A 22,405-nucleotide genomic window follows, 5' to 3' on the forward strand; every position below is an offset into this window, starting at 1 on the left:
CCCGCGGCATGGCCGGATCGACCCGGTCCGGCCCGAATGACGATCAGGACTGCACGTCGCCGAATTCGCCGCGCATGCCGGCTTCGACGAGCGCCGGCAGTTCGTCCATCCGGCGCATGATCCGCGTGATGCCCATCGCGCGCAGCGCGTCCGCGTAGTTGTCGGGAATGTGGCTCGCGCCGACGAACGCGATCGTCTTCATCCCGGCCGCCCGCGCGGCATTCAGCCCCGAGATGCTGTCCTCGACGACGACGCAGCGCGCCGGCTCGACGCCGAGCGTGTGCGCCGCATGCAGGTAGACGTCGGGGTAGGGCTTCGGCCGCGCGACCTGTTCGGAACTGAACACGCGCTCGCCGAAGATCTCGGTGAGCGACGCGCGCTTCAGCGAATTGCGCACGCGCACGAGCCGGCTGTTCGACACGACGGCGGCCGGCAGCGTGACCTTCAGCAATGCGTCGCGCACGCCGCTGATCGGTGCGAGCGATTGCGCGAGCGCGATTTCGATGTTGTGCTCGATGGTTTCGATGAAGTTGGCGGGCATCTCGATGCCGAAGCGGGATTCGATGCCGGTGAGGAAGCGCGACGTCTGCTGGCCGAATGCCGACTTCGCGGCGGCTTCGAAATCGAGGTTGGGGAACGTGGCGGACAGCGTGTCGAGCAGCACGCGGTCGGCGATGACTTCGCTGTCGACGAGCACGCCGTCGCAGTCGCAGATGAGGTGATCGAGCATGGTGATGAAAACGCGGGATATCGGCGACGCCGATCGATTCGCCATCATACGTGCTTTCATGCGCCTGCCGCGCGACGTGGCGGCAAATTTGCCCGATGCGGCCGTGCTACTGCGGCAACGCGTGCCCAGGTGCCGCCGGTCGTGCGGCTGCGGCGACCCGGTTGCGCGGGCCGCCGCCGTTCACGGCGTCACAGCGCGATCACGCGCCCCGTTTTCCACGACGTCATCGCGGCTTCGGCCAGCTCGAGCGCGGCGAGCCCGTCGTCGATCGTCGTCCGGACCGGCGTGCCGTCGCGCAGCGCGTCGACGAAGTGCGCGATCTCGGCCGCGTACGCGTGCCGGTAGCGTTCGAGGAAGAACGGCTCCGGCACGTCCGTCGCGATGCCGCCCGCGAGCCAGGCGCTCACCTCGGTCGGCCGCACGTTGCCGGCCTGCAGCATCCCTTGGCTGCCGAGCAGCTCGAAGCGCTGGTCGTAACCGTAGGCCGCGCGCCGCGACGTGTTGATCTGGCACAGCAACCCGCGCCGCGTGCGGATCGTCACGGCGGTCGAATCGATGTCGCCCGCGTCGTGCACGGCCGGATCGGTCAGGCAACTGCCCGTCGCGTGCAGCGTCTGCGCTTCGTCGCCGAGGATCCAGCGGAACACGTCGAAGTCGTGGATCAGCATGTCCTTGAAAATGCCGCCCGAGCTGCGAATGTAGTCGGCGGGCGGCGCGCCCGGATCGCGGCTCGTGACGACCAGCATTTCCGGCGCGCCGATCTCGCCGCGCTCGACGCGCGCCTTCAGCGCCGCGAAGGTCGGGTCGAAGCGGCGCTGAAAGCCGATCATGCAGGTCACGCCGGCGCGCCGCACGACGTCCGCGCATGCACGCGAGCGTTCGACGGTGAGGTCGACCGGCTTCTCGCAGAACACCGCCTTGCCCGCATTCGCGGCGGCGACGATGAGATCCGCGTGCGTGTCGGTGCTCGACGCGATCACGACAGCCTGCACCGACGCGTCGCCGAGCGCGCGCTCGACGTCGGCGACCTGCGCGCCGTGCATGCGGGCGAGCGCTTCCGCCGACGGCGCGTGCCGGTCGATCACGTATGTCAGTTTCGCGCCCGGCTGGCGCGCGAGATTCGCCGCGTGGATCTTGCCGATGCGGCCCGCGCCGAACAAAGCGAATTCGATCATTCCGTTCTCCTGTGGATTGCGTTGTCTTGCCGATGCGCTCAGCGATCCGCCAGCTCGCCGCGCACGTAGTCGATGCTCGCCCGCAGCCGGTCTTCGATGTCGTCGGCTTCGGCGATCTCGCTCGCGAACGGCTCGAACGACAGCGCGCCGCGGTAGCCGCGCGCGAGCAGTTCGCGCAGTTGCCGGATGTTGCCGAGCCGGTCGGCGCCGCCGACCAGCACGCGGTGGCCGTCGCGCATCCGCTCGATCGGCAGGTCGGCTTCCTCGACGCCCGAGATGTGCACGAGGCCCGTCAGGTTCGGGAAGAAGATGTCCTCGCCGGCGAGATGATGGTGGAACGTGTCGTGCACGAGCCGGAACACCGGCTCGCCCGCCGCCGTGTAGATGCCCTTTACCGCGTCCGACTTGCGGCGCAGCGCGCATTGCTCGAAACCGAGCGGCTCGATGAAGCCGAGCAGGCCGCGGGCCGCGAGGATCGGCTTCAGCGCCTGCAGCGCCGTCACGAGATCCGCGTGGCGGGCGTCCGCGCTGCGCGTGTCGGCGCGGCTGTTGGTCGGGCACAGCACCAGCGCACGCGCGCCGCATTGCGCCGCGTAGTCGGCCAGCGCGGTCGCCTCGTCCGCGCGCTCGGCGTTCCACTGCTCGAAGCGCTGCAGCGCGTTGATCGTCAGGATCGTCACGCCGCCGGCCTCGGCCGTTGCGCGCACGGCGGCGGCCGGCGTGCCGTCGGCGAGCTCGACGCCGTCGAGATCGTTGCGGATCTCGATCGTGTCGACACCGAGGCGCCGGCACAGCGCGACGTAGCGGTCGAACGGCAAGCGCGGCGCGCTCATCCGGTTCAGCGAAAACTGGCAGGCTTGCGTCATCGTTCTGTCCTTGGAGCTTGAGTGGGGTGTGGGGGGCGAATCAGGTGCCGGCATGCGCGGCGAATGCTTGCCACGTGTCGCGCAGCCATTGCGCGCACGCGACGTTGTTGTCGAAGATCGAATAGCGTGCGCCGCCGCCGTAGTCGGGAAACGGGATGAACTCGCAGCTGATCTGCTCGAGTCGTGCCGGCTGCGCGGGAGCGGGAGCGTGAACCTCGGCCTGCGCTTGCGCGTGCAGCAACTGGCGCAGCGCGGCTTTCCACGGATCGAGCGACGCCGCACGCCATTCGCCGTGATAGGCGCCCGGCGCGGGTTCGACGAACGGGTACTGGATACCGCGCCCGGGCCGGCCGTCCGCGCGGCGCATCCAGCGGTTGGCGGGATTGTTCGGCGTCACGCTGCGCGCATGCGCATGCCGGACCCAGCCGCGCGCGATCCAGTCGGTGTAGATCGCGGCGGGCGACGCCGGGTCGAGCATCGCGCAGCCGCCGTCGGCCGATTCGCGCAGCCCCGACGCGTCGAGCTCGGCGCGGTTGCCGATCTTGAACAGCAGGTGCGAATGATCGAGCGTGATCCGGAACGGCGCGCCGGCCTCCTCGACCAGCCGCGCGACGCGCGCCACGCGGGCGACATCCTCGCTCCACATGTCGACGTGCACTTCGAGGCTCGGCAGGCAGCCGACCGGCTCGCCCGATGCGTAGGCGCGCAGGTAGAAATCGGCGACTTCGCGGTCCGACAGCGGATGGCCGTCCGCGTGATGCGCGAACAGCTGGCAGTTGAGCACCGTGCTGCCGAAGCGCGCGCCCGCGGCGACGATCTCGGCGACATGCGCTTCGTCGCGGCCGGCGCACCAGATGCCGCCGATCACGCGAATCGGCAGCGCGTGGCGGTCGACCAGCGCGAAATACGGCGACAGGTCCTCGCCGCGTACCGGGTTCTGTTCGACGTAGTCGAACACGCCGGCGCCGGCGATCATCCGAAAGCGTTCGGCGGGCGTTGGCGCCGGCAGCCCGTCGTGTTCGAGCACGCCGTCGAGGTTCACGCCGATGAGGATCGGTTCAGCCATCGTCTCCTGTCCGTTGTCGGTTATCGATGGCTGACCAATGTACGGAGGCGCGGCGCGACCCGCATGACAAACGTTGGCGAAAAATCGCCAACGCGACGGTCGATTTTTTCGCCACGAGCACGCGGTCCGCCGCGCGGCGCGATTCACGGCTGCAGGTACGCGCTCGTCCTCACGTTCGCCGGACAGAACACGCGGAATTCGACCGGATCGTCCGGCGGCGGCTGTTCGACGATGCCGCATGCATGCAGCACGTGCTGCAGCGCGGAAATCGCCTGGCCGTCCGGATCCTGGTCGATCGCGAGATCCATCGCGCCGGCTTCGATGAAGGCGCGATGCTGGTCGATCATCTCGTGGCCGATCCACACGAGGCGCCCGATCGCGCCGGCCTTGCGCAGCGCCGCTTCGATGCCGGCCGAACCGGCGCCGCTGTTGTAGATCGCGACCACGTCGTCGTGCGCCTGCAGCGCCTTCGACACCGCGCGGTAGCAGCGGTCGTCCTGGTCGAGCGTCTCGACCGGCGCGTCGTCGCAGCGCACGGCGGCGAACGCGTCGGCGAGCTGGTCGCGGCAGCCGGCCATCCGGTCGACGTGCGCGCGGTAGCCCATGCGCCCGCCGAGCAGCAGCACGCGGCCGGGGCGCGCCGCGAGGCGGCCGATGTAGTAGCCGGCCGTGCGCCCGGCGCGATAGTTGTCGATGCCGGCGAAGTGCGTGCGGTCGATGCCGCCGATGTCGGTGACCATCGTGACGACGGTCTCGCCCCGCGCGATCGCGCCGGCCAGCGCGTCGCGCACGCGGGCCGTGTCGTGCGCGGTGACGATCAGCGCCGCGCGCCGGTACGCGGGCCGTTCGATCAGCGTCGCGGCGCGCACGTCGTCCGCGGCGGGCAGGATCGTCCGGTGCACGACCACGCGCCGGTCGAGCATCTGCAGCGAGCGCTGCAGCGCCTGCTGCAAGCGTCGGAAGAATGGCGCGTCGGTGTCCGGCAGCAGCACGTCGACGTGGATCAGCCCGTGCCGCGTGTCGGGCAGCTGCCGCGGCACGCCGAGCTGCCGCGCGGCCGCCACCACGCGTTCGCGCGCCTGCGCGGAGACGCTGCCGCGCTCGTTCAGCACGCGGTCGACGGTGGTCGTGCTGACGCCGGCGAGCGCCGCGATCTCGTCGAAGCGCGCGGTACGCTTGCGCCAGCGCGGCCCGGATTCACCTGCCATGGTCGTCTCCATCGTGAGGGTCGCCATCGATCGCGTGGCGTTGTCGGGAACGCTAAAGCGGTGGCGAAATTTCGTCAACGTTTCGATTGAGGCGGGGCGGCCGCTCGCCTAATTTCGTTCCTATGGCGAAGCGCTTGCCGCGCTTCCCCCGCACAAGAACCCCAGGAGACAGACGTGGCCCAACCCGACGACCCGGCAGGCGAACCCACGGCGGCGCGCCGTCAGGCATACCGAATGATTGGCGGCGCCGGCGAGCGCGCGCACGCGGCCGGGCTTGTCAACGCCGCGTGGTACCGCTGCGCGGTGCCGCGGCCGCTGATGAAGCAGCTGATGCAGCGCGGCGATGCGCGTGCGATTCGCGACACGCTGATCTGGTACGCGGCGATTGCAATCAGCGGCGCGCTCGCGTGGCTGGCGTGGCGCGCGCACTCGGCGTGGGCGATCCCCGCATTCTTCGTGTACGGCACGCTGTACTGCAGCCCGGCCGATTCGCGCTGGCACGAATGCGGGCACGGCACCGCGTTCCGCACGCGCTGGATGAACGACGCGCTGTACCAGGTCGCGTCGTTCCAGGTGTTCCGCCGCGCGACTGCATGGCGCTGGAGCCATGCGCGCCATCACACCGATACGCTGATCGTCGGGCGCGATCCGGAAATCGCCGCGCCGAAGCCGACCGACTGGCTCACGCTCGCGCTGAACGTCGTCGCGATGAAGCACGTGGCCGGCGAACTGCGCAAGATGATCGCGGTGTCGTTCACCGGCCGGCTCGACGACGAGGAGCGCACCTACGTGCCCGAATCGGAGTGGCGGAAGGTCGTGCGCGAGTCGCGCATCCATCTCGCGATCTACGCACTCGTGACGGGCGCGGCGCTCTACTGGCACACGCTCCTGCCGCTGCTCTACATCGGGCTGCCGAGCCTCTACGGCGCGTGGCTGTACCTGTATTTCGGCCTTACGCAGCACGCCGGCATGCCGGAGAACGTGCTCGATCACCGGCGCAACTGCCGGACCGTGATGATGAATCCGGTGTTCCGCTTCCTGTACTGGAACATGAACTATCACGTCGAGCACCACATGTTCCCGATGGTGCCGTTCCATGCGTTGCCGAAGCTGCATGAAGCCGTGAAGGCCGACATGCCGCCGCCGTACCGCAGCACGCTGGCCGCGTACGCGGAGATCGTGCCGGCGCTGGTCCGGCAGACGCGCGACCCGTCCGCTTGCGTCGTGCGGCCGGTGCCCGATGCCGCGCGCGCCTAGCCGTTATCGAATATCCCGACGAAGGAGACACACACCATGACGCAATGGATCGACACCGGCGCGCTCGACGATATCGACGATGAAGACGTCGCACGCTTCGACCACGACGGCCGCACGTACGCGATCTACCGGATCGGCGGCCACGTGTATGCGAGCGATGGCCTGTGCACGCACGAGCAGGTGCATCTCGCGGACGGGCTCGTGATGGATCACGTGATCGAATGCCCGAAGCACAACGGCCGCTTCGACGTGCGCGACGGCCGGCCGCTGTCGGCGCCCGCGTGCGAGAAGCTGCGCACGTACCGCGCGAAGATCGAAGACGGCCGCATCCTGATCGAGGTATGACGCAATGAACAGCGACCGGGTGATGGCGATCGTCGGTGCGGGCCATGCGGGCGGCCGCGCGGCGCAGGAGCTGCGCGCGTGCGGCTGGCGCGGGCGCATCGTGCTGATCGGCGCGGAGCCGCATCCGCCGTACGAGCGGCCGCCGCTGTCGAAGGGCGTGCTGACGGGCGAGCGCAGCGCGGCGCAATGCCGGTTGCGCGATGCGCAAGCCTGGGCGGCCGATCGCATCGAACGGATCGTCGCGACCGTCGAGCGCATCGAACCGCACGCACGCGAAGTGCGGGTGTCCGGCGGGCACGTGTTCGGCTACGACGCGCTGCTGCTGGCCACGGGCGGCCGTGCGCGTCGCCTGGCCATCCCGGGCGCGGCGCTCGACGGGGTATTCGCCTTGCGCACGCTCGACGATGCGGCGGCGCTCGGCGCGCGGCTCGTGCCCGACGCGCGGATCGTGCTGATCGGCGGCGGCTTCATCGGTCTCGAAGTCGCGGCGTCGGCGCGGCAGCGCGGCTGCCGCGTGACCGTGCTCGATGCGGCGCCGCGGCTGCTCGGCCGCGCCGTGCCGGCAGCCATCGCGACGCGCATGCATGCGCTGCACGACGCGCGGGGCGTGGCGATTCGCCTGAACCGAAAGCCGGTGGCGATCGAGCGGACCGCGGGCGGGGCGCTGGCCGTCGTGCTCGACGACGGCGACACGCTGATCGCCGACACGGTCGTGGCCGGCATCGGCATCGAACCGGCCGACGAGCTGGCGCGCGACGCGGGCCTTGCGGTCGAGCGCGGGATCGTCGTGAATGCGCAGCTCGAGACGTCGGCGCGCGGCATCTACGCGGCCGGCGACGTCGCGGTGTTTCCGAGCGCGCTATCGGGCCAGCCGGTTCGGCAGGAGACGTGGCACGGCGCGGAGACGCAGGCGCACGTCGCCGCCCGCAACATGCTCGGCGCGGGCGAGCCGTATCGCGATACGCCGTGGTTCTGGTCCGATCAATATGATGCGCAGTTGCAGGTGGCCGGGGAGCCGGCGCTCGGCACGCGGTCGGTCGCGCGCGTGCTCGGCGACGATGCGGAAATCCATTTCCATTTCGACGCGCGCGCGCGGCTCGTCGCGGCGAGCGGCTTCGGCCGTGCAGCGGGATTCGTGAAGGACATGCGCGTGGCGAGAATGCTGGTCGAGCGCGGGGCCGACGTGACGCCGGCGGCGGTCGCGGACGTCGACGTGAAGCTGAAATCGCTGGTGACGGCCGTGAATGACCGGTAGAACGACGCAGGGGCGTGAAGCGCGCGGCAGTGCAGGCCGCGCGCTTCGTTCAAACCGCGATCAGATCGTGGTGTGCAGGTGCAGATACAGGCCGGCCGCCGCGGCGCCGCCCAGCAGCGGGCCGACGACCGGCACCCATGCATAGCGCCAGTCGCTGTCGCGCTTGCCGGGAATCGGCAGCAGCGCATGCATGATGCGCGGCGACAGGTCGCGCGCGGGGCTCATCGCATAGCCGGTCGGGCCGCCGAGCGAGATGCCGATGCCGAGCACCAGCAGGCCGACGGGCAGCGCGTCGAGTGCGCCGAGGCCGACCTGCGGCGACGCGAGATACAGCACGCCGAGGATCAGCACGAACGTGCAGATCGCTTCGGTCAGCACGTTGTGCGTGACGCTGCGGATCGCCGGCGCCGTGCAGAACACCGCGAGCTTCAGGTCCGCATCGGCTTCCTTCGCGAAGTGCTGGCGATACGCGAGCCACACGAGCAACGCGCCGGCCATCCCGCCGAGCATCTGCGCGAGGACGTAGCCGCCGACTTTCGACCACGCGAACTTGCCCGCGAGCGCGAGGCTGATCGTGACGATCGGGTTCAGGTGTGCGCCGCTGAACGACGCGGTCACGTAGACCGCGACGAATACCGCCATCGCCCAGCCCATCACGATCACGATCAGGTCCGCGCCTTTGCCCTTGGTCTTTGCAAGCAGCACGTTTGCGACCGCGCCGTTGCCGAGCAGCACGAGGATCGCTGTGCCGATGAATTCTGCAATGTAAGGTGACATGATTGTCTCTCGTATGTCACGGCGGACTCGCGCGTCGCGCGGTCCGCCGGTGTTGTTGTATGTCGTCCGGACTGATTCGGATTACTGGGCGTCGTCGGCCCATGCCTTCGCGGCGCGCACCGCCCGCTGCCAGCCGGCCATGCGCTGCTCGACCTGCTCCTTCGGCATCGACGGTGCGAAGCGGCGATCGAGCTGCCACTGGTCGCGCACTTCGTCGAGGTTCTTCCAGTAGCCGATCGCGAGGCCCGCGAGGTAGGCCGCGCCGAGCGCGGTCGTCTCGGTGATCTGCGGGCGCACCGCGTCGACGCCGAGCAGGTCGGCCTGGAACTGCATCAGCAGGTCGTTCGCGCTCGCGCCGCCGTCCACCCGCAGCTCGCCGATGCTGATGCCCGAATCGGCTTCCATCGCGGCCAGCACGTCGAGCGACTGGTACGCGATCGCATCGAGCGCCGCGCGCGCCAGATGCGCGGCGCTCGTGCCGCGCGTGACGCCGAACACCGAGCCGCGCGCCCGCGCGTTCCAGTGCGGCGCGCCGAGGCCGGCGAAGGCCGGCACGAGATACACGCCGTCGGTATGCGGCACGCTGGCGGCGAGCGCCTCGATTTCCGCGGCCGTCTTGATGAGGCCGACGCCGTCGCGCAGCCACTGCACGACCGCGCCGGCGATGAAGATGCTGCCTTCGAGCGCGTACTGCACGTCGTCGCCGATCTGCCAGGCGATCGTCGTGACGAGGTTGTTCTTCGATTCGATCGGCTTGTCGCCGGTGTTCATCATCAGGAAGCAGCCGGTGCCGTAGGTGTTCTTCACCATGCCCGACGTCGTGCACATCTGGCCGAACAGCGCCGCATGCTGGTCGCCGGCGATGCCCGCGAGCGGGATCTTCGATGCGAACACGGTGGTCTTCGTGTGGCCGTAGATTTCCGATGACGCCTTCACTTCGGGCAGCATGCTGCGCGGGATGTCGAGCAGTTCGAGCAGCTCGCTGTCCCACTCGCGCGTATGGATGTTGAACAGCATCGTGCGCGACGCGTTGGTCACGTCGGTCACGTGCAGCTCATGCTTCGTGAAGTTCCACACGAGCCAGCTGTCGACGGTGCCGAACGCGAGCTTGCCCTGGCGCGCCTTGTCGCGCGCGCCTGGCACGTTGTCGAGGATCCACCGGATCTTCGTCGCGGAGAAGTACGAGTCGATCGGCAGGCCGGTCTTCGCGCGCACCTTCGCTTCGAGGCCCTGCTTCTTCAGCGAGTCGCAGAAGTCGGCCGTGCGGCGATCCTGCCAGACGATCGCGTTGTAGACGGGCTGGCCCGTCTCGCGATCCCAGACGATCGTGGTTTCGCGCTGGTTCGTGATGCCGATCGCGGCGATCGACGTGCCGTTCAGGCCCGTGCGCGTGACGGCTTCCGCGGCGACGCCGGCTTGCGTCGACCAGATTTCCTGCGGGTCGTGCTCGACCCAGCCGGGTTGCGGGTAGATCTGTTCGAATTCCTTCTGGGCGATCGATACGATATTGCCCTGGCGATCGAACAGCATCGCGCGGGAACTCGTGGTGCCCTGGTCAAGCGCGAGGATGTACTGGTCCTGCATGTCTCTCATCTCCATCCGTGGATTGGCTTAGTTGTGATGCGCGCCGCATGTGAGCGGCGCGTCGGTGAGTCAACGTCGGTCAGGCAACTGCAACTGCATTCGGATCAGGCGTGCGGCGCATGCGCGGCGGCGAACCATGCGTCGACCGCGGCGGTCACGGCGTCGAGCGTGCCGGGCGCGACGTGCAGCCCGAGCTTCGAGCGGCGCCACAGCACGTCCTGCGCGCAGGTCGCCCATTCGGCGTCGCGCAGGTAGCGCAGTTCCGCATCGTGGATGCCCGGCGCGATTTCGGCGCCGAGATCGGCGAGCGACTTCGCGTCCGCCACCACGCGCTCCGCACGCGTGCCGTACGCCCGTGCATAGCGGCGCGCGAGCGCGGCGGGCAGCCACGGATGGCGTTTCGCGAACGCGCTGGCGAACCCGTCGAACTTCGCGTCCGCGATGTCGCCGCCCGGCAGCGCGACGCCGGCCGTCCAGGTCTTCGCGTCGCGGCCGAGCGCGCGGCACAGCATGTCGCCGGCTTCTTCCGCGAGCTTGCGGAACGTCGTGATCTTGCCGCCGAACACCGACAGCAGCGGCGCGCCCGCGCCGTCGTCGAGTTCGAGGCGATAGTCACGCGTGACGGCCGATGCGTTCGCCGCGTTCTCGTCTTCCAGCAGCGGGCGCACGCCCGAATAGGTCCAGTGCACGTCGGCCGGCGAGATCTTGCGCTTGAAATAGCGGTTGATCGAATCGCACAGGTACTGCGTCTCGTCGCGATCGATCGCGACCTTCGCCGGATCGCTCGTGTATTCGACGTCGGTCGTGCCGATCAGCGTGAAGTCGTGCTCGTACGGAATCGCGAAGATGATCCGCTTGTCCGGGTTCTGGAAGATGTACGCGTGATCGTGATCGAACAGGCGGCGCGTGATGATGTGGCTGCCCTTCACGAGCCGCACGCTGTGATGCGCGCCGCGGCCGAGCGCGCCGTGCAGCACGTCGCCGACCCACGGGCCGGCCGCGTTCGCGATCGCGCGCGCCTGCACGACGCGGATCGAACCGTCGGCCTGCTGCAGCCGCGCTTCCCATTCGTCGCCGCGGCGTTCGGCGGACAGGAGCTTCGTGCGCGTCAGGATCTCGGCGCCGCGCTCCTTCGCGTCCATCGCGTTCAGCACGACGAGGCGGGCGTCGTCGACCCAGCCGTCGGAATACACGAAGCCGCGCTTGATGGAGTCGATCAGCGGCGCGCCGGCCGCATGGCGGCGCATGTCGATGCCGCGCGAGCCGGGCAGCAGCTCGCGTTTCGCGAGGTGATCGTAGAGGAACAGGCCGATGCGGATCAGCCAGGCCGGGCGCAGGTTCGGCATGTGCGGCATCACGAAGCGCAGCGGCCACATGATGTGCGGCGCCGCGCGCAGCAGCGTTTCGCGCTCCTGCAGCGCCTTGCGCACCAGTCCGAACTCATTGTACTCGAGGTAACGCAGGCCGCCGTGAATCAGCTTCGTGCTGGACGACGACGTATGCGACGCGAGGTCGTCCTGCTCGCAGAGCATGACCGACAGGCCGCGGCCGGCCGCATCGCGCGCGATCCCCGCGCCGTTGATGCCGCCGCCGACGACGAGCAGATCGTAGCGATTCGGTTGGGTCACCTGCTGTCCTTATCGTCTGTTGAAATGGGGCGAACATGAAATGTTCGAATTCGAAATTTAACGAACGGAATCGAAAAAGTAAAGTTCGAAAAAGCGGGGCCAGTAGCGCGCGACACGATCCCGGACGATACTGGCGGAATCGACCGTTTCGCGAGGTGAATCATGCGTATTGGGATGTGGGTCGGCGTGTGCGCCGTCCTTCTGGCGGGGTGCGGCGCGGGTATGCCGCCGCTCGCCGGCAACTGGCGGGCGCCGTCGTTCGTCGACCTGCAGACGTCGTGCGGCGGCGCGGCGCGCGACTGGGGCGCGGACGCGCAGCCGGTCTACTCGACACTGTACGACGCGTACGTGGCGAAACGGTATCGCGGGCTGACCGAAGCGAACTATTGTGCGTTCGTAAACGAACTTTCGACCCACTATGTGGCGCCTGACGCGGCGGCACGCGCCGGCTGGATCGCGTATTTCAACGGGGCGCGTGCGCAGGCCATCAGCTGGCGGGCGGCGGTCGATCCGACGCTGCGCGGCGGTTGAGGCCGACGGCGACGAACGGGCAGGCGGGAGGCAGGAACGACCGCGCGGCCGATTCCGGCCGCGCGAGCAGGTTCAGGTCAGGGAACGGCGGAGCTTACGAATAGCGGTATTTGATGGATCGCAGCGCGGCGTCGCCGGTCTCGGTCACGCAGTATTTGCGCCCCGAGCCGAGCCCTTCCAGGCGGACGAGCTGTTGTTCGAGCAGGATGTCCAGTTCATCCCGATCCATGTCGCGCTGATCAGGCGCGTCCTTCACAAGCAATAGCGTGGCGAATTCATGCGGACTCAGCATCGTTTCTCTCCATGGCAATCGGACTGCCCGCGCGGCCGGCGCACCGCCGACGCGCGATACCCCGCGGGGTATGGCTTGGGGGGAAAGCTGTCTTCGCCGGCCCTGCGATTCGCACCGCCCTGGCACAGGCGGATCGGCGAACGGGCCGGGGAACTGGAGTCTAGTCGAGCGCGCAGGCAACGACAAATCGTGCCCCGTTAATTTTCCGTTTGACAGAAGGGCCCGCCACAAGCGGTTTGCGCGCGGCGCCAACTTCTTGATTTCACTTGAAGTTTCAGGTGCGGTGCAGCATCGCAACGGTCATTCCGCGACGTACACCTGGGTGCCGGCGGCCGCCACCGTATCGGCCATTTCGGGCGGCAGCGGCTTGTCGGTGAAGAGCGCATGCACCTGGCTCAGATGGCCCTGGCGCACCAGCGCCGGGCGGCCGACCTTCGAATGGTCGGTCACGAGGTAGACCGTGCGCGCATGCTGCATGATCGCCTCGGCGACGCGCACCTCGCGCGTGTCGAAATCGCGCAGCGTGCCGTCGGCCTCGATCGCCGACGTGCCGATGATCGCGTAGTCGACCTTGAACTGGCGGATGAAGTCGATCGCGAGCTCGCCGACGATGCCCTTGTCCCACGGCCGCACGATGCCGCCCGTGATCAGCACCTCGCAGTCGGGGTAGCCGCTCATCATCGACGCGACGTTCAGGTTGTTCGTGATCACGTGCAGCCCGTGATGGCGGTTCAGCGCGCGCGCGACTTCCTCGGTCGTCGTGCCGAGGTTGATGAACAGCGACGCCTGGTCGGGGATGTGCGACGCCGCGAGCGCCGCGATGCGCCGCTTCTCGTCGTGGAACATCCGCTGGCGCGCGGTGTACGACACGTTCTCCGAGCTGGTCGGCAGGCTCGCGCCGCCGTGGTAGCGGCGCAGTAGGTTCAGGTCGGCGAGCCAGTTCACGTCGCGGCGAATCGTCTGCGGCGTCACCGCGAAGTGCGCGGCGAGATCGTCGACGGTCACGAAGCCGTCGCGCTGCACCCATTCGAGCAATTCCTGCTGGCGCGCGTTGAGGGTGAGGCGGGGATCTCGGGTCATGGCTCGATGGTCGTGTCGTGAGACGGAGCGGGTATTGTAAGGGCGGCAACGGCGTTCGGCCGGCCTGCGGAACATCGCCGCGCGCGATTCATGTAGAAAACGCATGGATTCATTTGACAAATGAATTTGTGCGATCGCGCGGATCGCGCTGCAATGGCGGATTGCCCGTTCACGCGGGGCACGTTCATTCAGCTTTCGACGAGGTGGTATCGATGAGTGGCTTCAACTGGCACAACCCGTATCCGACGACCCGCATTCCGGTGTTCGCGCGCAACGTCGTGTCGACGTCGCACCCGCTGGCCGCGCAGGCTGGGTTGCGGATGCTGTGGAAGGGCGGCAACGCGGTGGACGCGGCGCTGGCCGCCGCCGCCGCGATCACGGTCGTCGAGCCCGTGTCGTGCGGGCTCGGCGGCGATGCATTCGCGCTCGTGTGGGACGGCGAGCGGCTGTCCGGGCTGAACGCATCGGGCGTGGCGCCGGCCGCCTGGAACGTCGACTACTTTCGCAAGCGCCACGGCGAGGACGCGCACGGCATCGCGAACAAGCCGACGCGCGGCTGGGACACCGTCACGGTGCCGGGCGTGATCGCGGGCTGGGAAGCGCTGCACGCGAAGTTCGGTTCGCTGCCGTTCGCGGACCTGCTCGAGCCGGCGATCGAGATCGCGGAGCGCGGCTATTCGGTGCCGCCGATCGTCGCGCACAAGTGGGCGGCGGCCGTTCCCGAACTGCAGGGCCTGCCGGGCTTCGCGGACACCTTCATGCCGCGCGGCCGCGCACCGCTCGTCGGCGAACGCGTGTGCCTGCCCGGTCATGCGCAGACGCTGCGCACGCTCGCGAAGGACGGCGCCCGTGCGTTCTACGAAGGGGCGCTCGCCGAGCGTATCGCCGCGTTCGCGCGCGAAGGCGGCGGCGCGCTGACGGAAGCCGACCTGCGCGCGTACCGGCCGGAATGGGTCGAGCCGATCGGCAAGCGCTTCGGCCGCCACACGATTCACGAGATTCCGCCGAACGGGCAGGGTATCGCCGCGCTGATCGCGCTCGGCATCGCCGAGCATGCGGGCGTGACCGAATGGCCGGTCGACTCGGTCGATTCGCAGCATCTGCAGATCGAGGCGATGAAGCTCGCGTTCGCGGACGTCTATCGCTACGTCGCCGATCCGCGCGCGATGGAGGTCACGCCCGAACAGATGCTCGACGATGCGTATCTCGCCGAACGCGCGAAGCTGATCGATCGCGCGCGGGCGACGCACTTCGCCGCCGGCCGTCCGCATTCGGGCGGCACGATCTACCTGTCGGCGGCCGACGAGCGCGGGATGATGGTGAGCTTCATCCAGTCGAACTACATGGGCTTCGGTTCGGGGCTCGTCGTCCCCGGCACGGGCATTGCGCTGCAGAACCGCGGGCACGGCTTCTCGATGGACCCGGCTTCGCCGAACGTCGTCGCGGGCGGCAAGCGGCCGTTCCACACGATCATCCCGGCGTTCGTCACCGAGGAAGCCAATGGCCGCACCGAGGCGGTGATGAGCTTCGGCGTGATGGGCGGCGACATGCAGCCGCAAGGCCATCTGCAGACCATCGTGCGGATGCTCGGCTATGGCCAGCAACCGCAGGCCGCGTGTTGCGCGCCGCGCTGGAAGGTCAACCGCGACTTCACGCTCGACGTCGAGGCCACGATGAACCGCGCGACCGTCGACGGGCTGGCCGCGCGCGGCCATACGATCAAGTCGATCGACGATCCTTACATGGATTTCGGCTCGGGGCAGTTCGTCTGGCGCCTCGATCCCGACGATCCGGAGCGCGGCTACGTGGCCGCGAGCGACAGCCGGCGCGACGGGCTGGCGGCCGGTTTCTGACGGATCGCTTCCAGCCTGCTTGGCAGTGTCCCGGCATGACGGGCGGCCCGACGGCCGCCCGTTTTCATTTGGCGCGGCGCCTGCCATCGAGCACGCGCAAGCGGTTTGAAGGACTCGTCTAACGCACGGCAACAGACGCCGTGGAACTGCGCTCGTCGGGTATGGTCAGTGCTCTGGAGCACGAACATCAAAGTCCGGCTAAGATGCCAAGATGGTTCGGCCGGACCGATTCACTATAAACGCAAGTAAAACGCCGCCTGCGGATCGGCTGGCGCCTGTGCCCCAGGCATGGGCCGGCCTCCGCGCGACGACTGGGAGCGCACTACCATGGACACCAAAACGACGCATGTGATGCCGTGGCGTATCGAGGACATCGACCTGAACCGGATCGATCGTCAGCGTGCCGCCGCGAACGAGGATCTGCTGCTGCTGCTGTGCGCGTCGTCGTTCATCGAGAGCGGCTCGGATCTCTATACGAGCAATCTGAGCGAATTCTTCAATGACGATCCGGAAGTCTCCGCATGGCTCAACAATGCATGGGAGCACGAAGAATTGCAGCACGGCCGCGCGCTGAAGGCGTACATCGCGCACGTGTGGCCCGAGTTCGACTGGGATACCGCGTTCGCGAATTTCTTTGCCGAGTATTCGAAGACCTGCTCGGTCGAGGCGTTCGAAAAAACCCGCGCGCTCGAAATGGTCGCACGCTGCGTCGTCGAGACGGGCACGGCCACGCTCTATCGCGCGATCAACGAATGCTCGGACGAGCCGGTGCTGAAGGAAATCACCGACAACATCCGCACGGACGAAGTGCGTCACTACAAGCACTTCTTCAAGTTCTTCAAGAAGTACAACCAGGTCGAAGGCAACGGCCGGCTCGCGGTGCTCGGCGCGCTCGCGCGCCGCGTGATGGAAATCAAGAACGAGGACTCCGAGATCGCGCTGCGCCACGTGTTCGCGATCCGCTATCCGGATCGCGTCGGCGACAGCCAGTACAACCGCGAGCGCGCCGCGCGCATCAATTCGCTCGTCCGGCGCAACCTGTCGGCCGACATGTGCGTGAAGATGCTGCTCAAGCCGCTCGACCTGCCCGCGAAGATCCAGCCGGGCGTCCACTATCCGCTCACGAAGATCACGCGGCACGTTTTCCTGCGCTGATCGCCGCGGCACGGCCCGCCGCGCGTATGCTGGCGCATCCTCATCCGATCCGCACCGGGGCCACGCCATCATGACCGATACCCATCGCCACGCGCTCGAACAATGGACGTTCGACGCGTGGCCGCCCACCGTCGTGTCGCGGTTCGACGGCACCGCACTCGAGCGTCATGCCGACATGGCCGCATCGTTGATCGTCGCGACCGACGACGGCCAGTTGCGCACGACGCTGCTCGGCGTCGGCGAGATCTATGCACACGATGCGCGCACGCTGCTGATCGCGCTCTGGCCGCAGTCGCGGGCGGCGCGCGCGATCGCGCAGCGGCGCACGGCCGCGTTGACGCTCGTCGCGGACGGTGCGTTCTTTCAGGCGCAACTGGAGATGGCGCCCCTCGAAGGAGACTTCGGCGGACTGGCCGGATTCGCTGCGACGATCGCGCACGGCGATGCGCAGCGGGTCGGCTATGCGCGTCTCGCGACAGGCGTCACGTTCACGCTGGAAGGGGAGCGCGCCGCGGTGCTCGCACGCTGGCAACGCCAGGTCGAGCACCTGCGGCGCGCGGCCGCGCGGCTTCAGTGACCGCGCTGGCCGCTGCGCGACGAACGGTTGCGGTTCGCGTGCGCGGCGTTGCCGTTCGCCGGGCGGGCGCCGTTGCCGCCGCCCGCCGGACGTCCGCCGCCGTTACCACCGGCGCCGGCACCGCCTTGCGTGCGCGGCTTCGCGGCCTTCTGCTGCGCGGCCTTCGGTTGCGCGTGGCCGTCGCGTTTTGCGGCCGGCTGGCCTGAGCCGCCGGCGCGCGGCTGGCGATTGCCGCCGCCGCCACCGCCACGCGGTTGCTGCTGCCCGCGGCGCTGCTGGATCGGCTCCGGCTTCGCGTTCGGATCGGGTTCGAAGCCCGCGATCACTTCCTGCGGGATCTCGCGCTTGATCAGCCGCTCGATGTCGCGCAGCAACTGCTTCTCGTCGACGCACACGAGCGACACGGCTTCGCCGGTCGCACCCGCGCGGCCCGTGCGGCCGATCCGGTGCACGTAATCCTCGGGCACGTTCGGCAGGTCGAAGTTGACGACGTGCGGCAACTGGTCGATGTCGATCCCGCGCGCGGCGATATCGGTCGCGACGAGCACCTGCAGCGTGCTGTTCTTGAACTCGGCCAGCGCGCGCGTGCGGGCCGACTGGCTCTTGTTGCCGTGGATCGCCATCGCGCTGATGCCGTCCTTCGTCAGCTGCTCGGCAAGCCGGTTCGCGCCGTGCTTGGTGCGCGTGAACACGAGCACCTGGAACCAGTTGTGTTCGCGGATCAGGTGCGTGAGCAGCTCGCGCTTGCGGTCGCGATCGACCGGGTGGATCTTCTGCGCGACGCTCTCGGCGGTCGTGTTGCGGCGCGCGACTTCGATCAGGGCGGGCGAGTCGAGCAGGCTGTCGGCGAGCGCCTTGATTTCATCGGAGAAGGTGGCCGAGAACAGCAGGTTCTGACGCTGCGGCGGCAGCTTCGCGAGCACGCGCTTGATGTCGTGGATGAAGCCCATGTCGAGCATCCGGTCGGCTTCGTCGAGCACGAGGATGTCGAGATCCGACAAGTCGATGGTCTTCTGCTGCATGTGATCGAGCAGGCGGCCCGGCGTCGCGACGACGATGTCGACGCCGCGCTTGAGCGCATCGATCTGCGGATTGATGCTGACGCCGCCGAACATCACGGTCGAGCGCAGCTTCAGGTACTTGCTGTACGCACGGACGCTTTCCTCGACCTGGGCGGCGAGTTCGCGCGTCGGCGTGAGGATCAGCGCGCGCACCGCGCGCTTCGCGCCACGGTGCTCGGCGTAGAACGTGTGCAGGCGTTGCAGGATCGGCAGCGTGAAGCCGGCGGTCTTGCCGGTGCCGGTCTGTGCGCCGGCGAGCAGGTCGCCGCCGCCGAGGACGGCCGGGATCGCCTGCTGCTGGATCGGGGTCGGCGACGTGTAGCCGAGTTCGTTGACCGCCTTGACCAGCGGTTCGGCCAGGCCGAGAGATTCGAAAGACATAGATACCACTCTTGAGTTTTATGATCGGCGATGCGTCGCGCGGCCCGCGCGGCAAACCTGCATCGCAAAACAGCCAAAAAGCAAAAGGGCGCGGCCGCGGTTTCCCGCAGCCGCGCCCCGTTTGTGTGAGCCGCTTCTTAGTCGAGCGGCGCGGAACGCAGGTCGCTCACCTGTTGCGGCGAGATCGGCGTACCGTTGTTACCCCAAGACATCCGGATATACGTGACGACCGCCGCGACTTCCTGGTTCGACAGCGACTGTGCGAACGGCGGCATCCCGTACGGACGCGGATTCTTGAACGTGCTCGGCGGATAGCCGCCATTCAGCACCATGCGGATCGGGTTGACGGCCGATTCCATCATGATCGAGTGGTTGCCCGCGAGCGGCGGATAGGCCGGCGGCTTGCCGGCGCCGGTTTCGGCGTGGCAGGTCGCGCAGTTGTCCGCGTAGATCTTCTTGCCCTGGTCGAACAGCGCGTTGCCGAACTGCTTCGACGGCTCGTACTGCATGTTCTTCGGCGCTTCAGCCTTCTGCGGGATCGACTTCAGGTACGTCGACATCGCGCGCGTATCTTCGTCGGTCATGTACTGCAGGCTGTTGTGGACCACGTCCGCCATCGGGCCGAATACCGCACCCTTCTGCGACACGCCGGCCTGCAGCAGGTCGGACAGCTCCTGCACGTGCCAGTCGCCGAGGCCGAGTTCCTTGTCGTTCGTCAGCGACGGCGCATACCAGTTCTGCAGCGGGATCAGGCCGCCGGCGAACGCCGACGAGCTCACCGGGCCGCCCATCATGTTGATCGACGTGTGGCACATCGAGCAATGGCCGAGGCCTTCGACGAGATACGCGCCGCGGTTCCATTCGACCGACTTCGTCGGGTCCGGCTTGTATTCGCCTTCCTTGAAGAACAGCGTGCGCCAGCCGATCAGCAGGTTGCGGTTGTTGAACGGGAACTTCAGTTCGTGCGGACGGCTCGGCACCGACACCGGCGGGACCGAACGCAGGTACGCGTAGATCGCGTCCGAATCGGCGCGCGTGACCTTCGTGTAGCTCGCGAACGGGAAGCCCGGGTACAGCAGGCTGCCGTCCTTCGAGCGGCCCGTGTGCATCGCGCGGTAGAAGTCGTCCGACGTCCACTTGCCGATACCGTTCTGGTCGTCCGGCGTGATGTTCGGCGTGTACATCGTGCCGAACGGCGTCGCCATCGGCAGGCCGCCCGCGAACGACTTGCCGCCGCGCACGGTGTGGCACGCGATACAGTCGCCGACGCGCGCGAGGTATTCGCCCTTCTTGATCAGCGCGGCCTGGTCGGCCGGCGTGGCGGCGACGGCGGCAGCGCCGTGCAGCGTGTCGTTGCCCGGCCACAGGACCGGCACGAGGGCGGCAGCCGCGACGATCGCGACGGCCGAGAGTGCAAACAGGGACTTGCGTTTCATTGTGTCTGTCTCCCTTGCCTTATTGCGGTTCGCTGCCGCAGGCGAGCGGAGTCTTCATCGAACGCGCCGGGGCCGGCACGGGGTTGGCGGGCGCCGGTTGCGCGGCGAGCCATGCGGTCACGGCCGTCACGTCTTCGTCGGAGAGCTTCGCAGCGATGTCGTGCATGCAATCGGGTGCCTTCGCGTGGCGGTTGCCCGAGCGCCATGCGCCGAGCTGCGCGCTCAGGTAATCGGCGTGCAGGCCGACGAGGCCCGGGATCGCCGGCTGCATGCCGGTCAGCCCTGCGCCGTGGCAGGCTACGCAAGCCGGCAGCTTGCGGGACGGGTCGCCCTGCGTGACGAGCTGCTTGCCGCGTGCGAGCGTCGCGGCCGGCAGCGTCGGCTTCGCCGGCGTCGGGTACGGCGGACGTTCGGCCGAGAAATGCTCGGCGATTTCGCGCAGGTAGTCGTCGCTCAGGTACGTCAGCAGGTAGTTCATCGGCGGGTACTTGCGCCGGCCGTCGCGGAAATTGACGAGCTGGTTGTACAGGTACTCGGCCGGCTTGCCGGCAAGACGCGGGAAATAGTCGTTGTCCGTGCCCTGGCCGTGGACGCCGTGGCATGCGGTACAGCCGCGCACGCGCTCGGCCATGGTATCGGGTGCCTTGAGCGGCGCCTGCTGGGCGTGCGCTTGCTCCGTGGGCTTGGTCTGCGCTTGGGCAGCGCTCATAAGGCCCGCGCCGCCGATCATCAGAACGGCGAGCAGCGGACGGAAGAGGCGTCTTGAAGACACACGAGACTCCATGTTTATTCGTCGGGGACCTTGTCCGGGCTACGATCGGCTCGGCGCATGGACGGCAGGACAGCCGGGCTGCTGCGACGCGGCATTCTATCATCGATGGGTAATGACGGCTATTTGACGAAAGGACATCGGTTCCTGTCTGTTTGCGACTTGCGACAATTTGACGCGCATTGCGGTGGGGCCGTGTGAACCGGCGTGCGTTTTCACCATCGAAGACCGTACACTCGCGGGTCGCGCGGCGCCTGCGCCGCAGGTCCAGTCATTTCTCCCGTTTCCGGATTCATCGATGACGTTTTTTACCGTGCCGTTGCCTGCCTCACGCTGTCCGTCCCGTTGCCGCCGCATTGCCGGCCTGCCGCTTGCGGGAGGGTGCGCGCGATGAAGTTCGACAGCTTGTGGATCGGCCAGGTCGCGCTCGCGGCGCTGATGGATGCGGCGTTCGCGATGGCGGTCGGCTCGGCGCTGCTCAAGGCGTGGCTCGGCAAGGACGGCGCGCGGCCGGTCGTCGCGCCGTCGCACCCCGCATGGCTGCGCGCGCAACATTCGCTGGTCGCGGCGGCGCTGGCGCTGGTGCTCGCCGATCTCGGTTGGCTCGTCTACGAGGCCGCGACGATGAGCGGCGCGGGGCTCGGCGGCGCGTTCGCCGCGATCCCCGTCATGCTGATGCAGACGCACACGGGCTTCGCGTGGAGCGTCGCGTTCGCCGGCGCGGTGGTGCTCGCGATCGTCGCGCTCGCGAAGCCGGATGGCCCGCTCGCGCATGCGGTGCTGTGGCTCGCGGTGATCGTGGTCGCGGCCGGCAAGGCGTCGCTCGGCCATGCGGCCGACAGCGGCGTGGTGTCCGCGGCGGTCGGCGTGCAGACGCTGCACCTGCTGGCCACCGCCGTCTGGGGCGGCCTCGTGCTCGCGGGCGGGCTCGCGGTGCTGCCGGCGCTCGGGTCGTCGGTCGCGCGCGGCGCGCTGATCCGCATCGGCCAGCACCTGTCGCGCACGTCGATCGTCGCGGTGGTCTTCGTGCTCGGGACGGGCGTGCTCAACGCGATCCGCGGGCTCGGCGGCTCGCTCGCGCCGCTCGACGGCAGCACGTGGGGACGCGTGTTGCTGCTGAAGCTGCTGCTCGTCGCGCTCGCGCTGGTGCTCGGCGGGCTCAACCGCTTCTCGGCGCTGCCGCGTCTGCGCCGCACCGCGTCGACCGAGGACGCGCACACGTTCCGCAACATCCTGCATCTCGAAGGGATGACGATGATCGGCGTGTTCGTCGCGGCGGCCGTGCTGTCGTTCAGCGTGCCGGGGTTCGCGGCGCTCGGCTGACGACCGAACGGGCTGACGACCGAACGGCGCGGCCCGACGCGAGATGCCGGCGCGCG

The 22,405-nt window shown here is 68.4% G+C and carries 21 protein-coding genes; 8 read left to right on the forward strand and 13 right to left on the reverse strand.

All coding sequences use genetic code 11. The features are described 5' to 3' along the window. Window positions 1-43: 43 nt before the first annotated feature. The 5 genes from H0X95_RS11585 to H0X95_RS11605 form a co-directional block, all read right to left on the reverse strand. Window positions 44-730 (reverse strand): HAD family hydrolase, encoded by a 687-nt coding sequence (locus H0X95_RS11585; RefSeq protein ID WP_034178337.1) that lies wholly within the window; start codon window positions 728-730, stop codon window positions 44-46. Window positions 731-918: 188 nt separating this feature from the next. After that, window positions 919-1,905, reverse strand: coding sequence for an inositol 2-dehydrogenase (gene iolG, locus H0X95_RS11590; RefSeq protein WP_048987467.1), 987 nt, complete (start codon window positions 1,903-1,905; stop codon window positions 919-921). Between the two features lie 38 nt (window positions 1,906-1,943). Continuing rightward, window positions 1,944-2,771, reverse strand: coding sequence for a TIM barrel protein (locus tag H0X95_RS11595; protein WP_059720719.1), 828 nt, complete (start codon window positions 2,769-2,771; stop codon window positions 1,944-1,946). Between the two features lie 40 nt (window positions 2,772-2,811). Beyond that, complete coding sequence (locus tag H0X95_RS11600; protein WP_196446048.1) at window positions 2,812-3,837, reverse strand: xylose isomerase; 1,026 nt, start codon at window positions 3,835-3,837, stop codon at window positions 2,812-2,814. Between the two features lie 143 nt (window positions 3,838-3,980). Continuing rightward, complete coding sequence (locus H0X95_RS11605; protein ID WP_059720717.1) at window positions 3,981-5,045, reverse strand: LacI family DNA-binding transcriptional regulator; 1,065 nt, start codon at window positions 5,043-5,045, stop codon at window positions 3,981-3,983. A gap of 174 nt (window positions 5,046-5,219) precedes the next feature. On the opposite strand from H0X95_RS11605, the gene H0X95_RS11610 reads away from it, so the two are divergent. From H0X95_RS11610 to H0X95_RS11620, 3 genes are read left to right on the forward strand one after another with little or no spacing between them, the layout of a single operon-like run. After that, window positions 5,220-6,302, forward strand: coding sequence for a fatty acid desaturase family protein (locus tag H0X95_RS11610; protein ID WP_059720716.1), 1,083 nt, complete (start codon window positions 5,220-5,222; stop codon window positions 6,300-6,302). A 36-nt stretch (window positions 6,303-6,338) separates the two neighbouring features. Beyond that, complete coding sequence (locus tag H0X95_RS11615; RefSeq protein ID WP_059720715.1) at window positions 6,339-6,647, forward strand: non-heme iron oxygenase ferredoxin subunit; 309 nt, start codon at window positions 6,339-6,341, stop codon at window positions 6,645-6,647. A 4-nt stretch (window positions 6,648-6,651) separates the two neighbouring features. Then, window positions 6,652-7,902: an NAD(P)/FAD-dependent oxidoreductase gene (locus tag H0X95_RS11620; protein ID WP_059720714.1), complete on the forward strand. Its 1,251-nt coding sequence runs from the start codon at window positions 6,652-6,654 to the stop codon at window positions 7,900-7,902. A 60-nt stretch (window positions 7,903-7,962) separates the two neighbouring features. Here the strand turns inward: H0X95_RS11620 and H0X95_RS11625 are convergent, their stop codons facing one another. The 3 genes from H0X95_RS11625 to glpD form a co-directional block, all read right to left on the reverse strand. Beyond that, window positions 7,963-8,679 carry an MIP/aquaporin family protein gene (locus H0X95_RS11625; protein ID WP_006484467.1) on the reverse strand — a complete coding sequence of 239 codons (717 nt, stop codon included), beginning with the start codon at window positions 8,677-8,679 and terminating at the stop codon, window positions 7,963-7,965. A gap of 81 nt (window positions 8,680-8,760) precedes the next feature. Then, window positions 8,761-10,263 carry a glycerol kinase GlpK gene (gene glpK, locus H0X95_RS11630; RefSeq protein WP_006497360.1) on the reverse strand — a complete coding sequence of 501 codons (1,503 nt, stop codon included), beginning with the start codon at window positions 10,261-10,263 and terminating at the stop codon, window positions 8,761-8,763. Window positions 10,264-10,367: 104 nt separating this feature from the next. Beyond that, window positions 10,368-11,891 (reverse strand): glycerol-3-phosphate dehydrogenase, encoded by a 1,524-nt coding sequence (glpD, locus tag H0X95_RS11635; RefSeq protein WP_006484470.1) that lies wholly within the window; start codon window positions 11,889-11,891, stop codon window positions 10,368-10,370. Between the two features lie 162 nt (window positions 11,892-12,053). Between glpD and H0X95_RS11640 the strand changes: the two genes are divergently transcribed. After that, window positions 12,054-12,422, forward strand: coding sequence for a hypothetical protein (locus H0X95_RS11640; RefSeq protein WP_012492423.1), 369 nt, complete (start codon window positions 12,054-12,056; stop codon window positions 12,420-12,422). 94 nt (window positions 12,423-12,516) lie between these two features. Here H0X95_RS11640 and H0X95_RS11645 read toward each other — a convergent pair whose 3' ends face one another. Then, window positions 12,517-12,714: a hypothetical protein gene (locus tag H0X95_RS11645; RefSeq protein ID WP_006477892.1), complete on the reverse strand. Its 198-nt coding sequence runs from the start codon at window positions 12,712-12,714 to the stop codon at window positions 12,517-12,519. A gap of 300 nt (window positions 12,715-13,014) precedes the next feature. Then, entirely contained in the window at window positions 13,015-13,794 is a 780-nt protein-coding gene (locus tag H0X95_RS11650) for a DeoR/GlpR family DNA-binding transcription regulator (protein WP_006493999.1), read from the reverse strand. 212 nt (window positions 13,795-14,006) lie between these two features. Here H0X95_RS11650 and H0X95_RS11655 point away from each other — a divergent pair, with 212 nt between their 5' ends. From H0X95_RS11655 to H0X95_RS11665, 3 genes are all read left to right on the forward strand, one after another. Then, window positions 14,007-15,647 carry a gamma-glutamyltransferase family protein gene (locus H0X95_RS11655; RefSeq protein ID WP_059720713.1) on the forward strand — a complete coding sequence of 547 codons (1,641 nt, stop codon included), beginning with the start codon at window positions 14,007-14,009 and terminating at the stop codon, window positions 15,645-15,647. Between the two features lie 327 nt (window positions 15,648-15,974). Further along, window positions 15,975-16,802 carry a ferritin-like domain-containing protein gene (locus tag H0X95_RS11660; protein ID WP_006484464.1) on the forward strand — a complete coding sequence of 276 codons (828 nt, stop codon included), beginning with the start codon at window positions 15,975-15,977 and terminating at the stop codon, window positions 16,800-16,802. A 70-nt stretch (window positions 16,803-16,872) separates the two neighbouring features. After that, the gene (locus H0X95_RS11665; RefSeq protein WP_059720712.1) at window positions 16,873-17,379 is read left to right on the forward strand and encodes a hypothetical protein; all 507 of its coding nucleotides are present in this window, start codon (window positions 16,873-16,875) and stop codon (window positions 17,377-17,379) included. Here the strand turns inward: H0X95_RS11665 and H0X95_RS11670 are convergent. The 3 genes from H0X95_RS11670 to H0X95_RS11680 all read right to left on the reverse strand — a co-directional run bounded on the left by H0X95_RS11670 (window position 17,373) and on the right by H0X95_RS11680 (window position 21,041). Continuing rightward, a complete protein-coding gene (locus H0X95_RS11670) occupies window positions 17,373-18,821 on the reverse strand; it encodes a DEAD/DEAH box helicase (protein WP_034201401.1) in 1,449 nt (482 codons plus the stop codon). The genes H0X95_RS11665 and H0X95_RS11670 overlap by 7 nt on opposite strands. Window positions 18,822-18,958: 137 nt before the next feature. Next, window positions 18,959-20,257 (reverse strand): c-type cytochrome, encoded by a 1,299-nt coding sequence (locus H0X95_RS11675; protein ID WP_006477897.1) that lies wholly within the window; start codon window positions 20,255-20,257, stop codon window positions 18,959-18,961. Between the two features lie 19 nt (window positions 20,258-20,276). Further along, window positions 20,277-21,041 (reverse strand): c-type cytochrome, encoded by a 765-nt coding sequence (locus H0X95_RS11680; RefSeq protein WP_006483254.1) that lies wholly within the window; start codon window positions 21,039-21,041, stop codon window positions 20,277-20,279. A 375-nt stretch (window positions 21,042-21,416) separates the two neighbouring features. Here H0X95_RS11680 and H0X95_RS11685 point away from each other — a divergent pair, with 375 nt between their 5' ends. Further along, window positions 21,417-22,349 carry a CopD family protein gene (locus H0X95_RS11685; protein WP_059720733.1) on the forward strand — a complete coding sequence of 311 codons (933 nt, stop codon included), beginning with the start codon at window positions 21,417-21,419 and terminating at the stop codon, window positions 22,347-22,349. The last annotated feature ends 56 nt before the right edge of the window (window positions 22,350-22,405 follow it).

Source organism: Burkholderia sp. 9779_493, assembly GCF_015712215.1.
Lineage (GTDB): Bacteria > Pseudomonadota > Gammaproteobacteria > Burkholderiales > Burkholderiaceae > Burkholderia > Burkholderia cenocepacia.

Bases quoted from the DNA above. Each gene is read 5' to 3' on its own strand.
- glpK (WP_006497360.1), bottom strand. From the start codon at position 10,263: ATGCAGGACCAGTACATCCTCGCGCTTGACCAGGGCACCACGAGTTCC.
- H0X95_RS11665 (WP_059720712.1), top strand. From the start codon at position 16,873: ATGACCGATACCCATCGCCACGCGCTCGAACAATGGACGTTCGACGCG.
- H0X95_RS11600 (WP_196446048.1), bottom strand. From the start codon at position 3,837: ATGGCTGAACCGATCCTCATCGGCGTGAACCTCGACGGCGTGCTCGAA.
- H0X95_RS11645 (WP_006477892.1), bottom strand. From the start codon at position 12,714: ATGCTGAGTCCGCATGAATTCGCCACGCTATTGCTTGTGAAGGACGCG.
- H0X95_RS11615 (WP_059720715.1), top strand. From the start codon at position 6,339: ATGACGCAATGGATCGACACCGGCGCGCTCGACGATATCGACGATGAA.
- H0X95_RS11625 (WP_006484467.1), bottom strand. From the start codon at position 8,679: ATGTCACCTTACATTGCAGAATTCATCGGCACAGCGATCCTCGTGCTG.
- H0X95_RS11685 (WP_059720733.1), top strand. From the start codon at position 21,417: ATGAAGTTCGACAGCTTGTGGATCGGCCAGGTCGCGCTCGCGGCGCTG.
- H0X95_RS11655 (WP_059720713.1), top strand. From the start codon at position 14,007: ATGAGTGGCTTCAACTGGCACAACCCGTATCCGACGACCCGCATTCCG.
- H0X95_RS11670 (WP_034201401.1), bottom strand. From the start codon at position 18,821: ATGTCTTTCGAATCTCTCGGCCTGGCCGAACCGCTGGTCAAGGCGGTC.
- H0X95_RS11585 (WP_034178337.1), bottom strand. From the start codon at position 730: ATGCTCGATCACCTCATCTGCGACTGCGACGGCGTGCTCGTCGACAGC.
- H0X95_RS11605 (WP_059720717.1), bottom strand. From the start codon at position 5,045: ATGGCAGGTGAATCCGGGCCGCGCTGGCGCAAGCGTACCGCGCGCTTC.
- H0X95_RS11650 (WP_006493999.1), bottom strand. From the start codon at position 13,794: ATGACCCGAGATCCCCGCCTCACCCTCAACGCGCGCCAGCAGGAATTG.
- H0X95_RS11620 (WP_059720714.1), top strand. From the start codon at position 6,652: ATGAACAGCGACCGGGTGATGGCGATCGTCGGTGCGGGCCATGCGGGC.
- H0X95_RS11660 (WP_006484464.1), top strand. From the start codon at position 15,975: ATGGACACCAAAACGACGCATGTGATGCCGTGGCGTATCGAGGACATC.
- H0X95_RS11675 (WP_006477897.1), bottom strand. From the start codon at position 20,257: ATGAAACGCAAGTCCCTGTTTGCACTCTCGGCCGTCGCGATCGTCGCG.
- iolG (WP_048987467.1), bottom strand. From the start codon at position 1,905: ATGATCGAATTCGCTTTGTTCGGCGCGGGCCGCATCGGCAAGATCCAC.
- H0X95_RS11595 (WP_059720719.1), bottom strand. From the start codon at position 2,771: ATGACGCAAGCCTGCCAGTTTTCGCTGAACCGGATGAGCGCGCCGCGC.
- H0X95_RS11640 (WP_012492423.1), top strand. From the start codon at position 12,054: ATGCGTATTGGGATGTGGGTCGGCGTGTGCGCCGTCCTTCTGGCGGGG.
- H0X95_RS11680 (WP_006483254.1), bottom strand. From the start codon at position 21,041: ATGGAGTCTCGTGTGTCTTCAAGACGCCTCTTCCGTCCGCTGCTCGCC.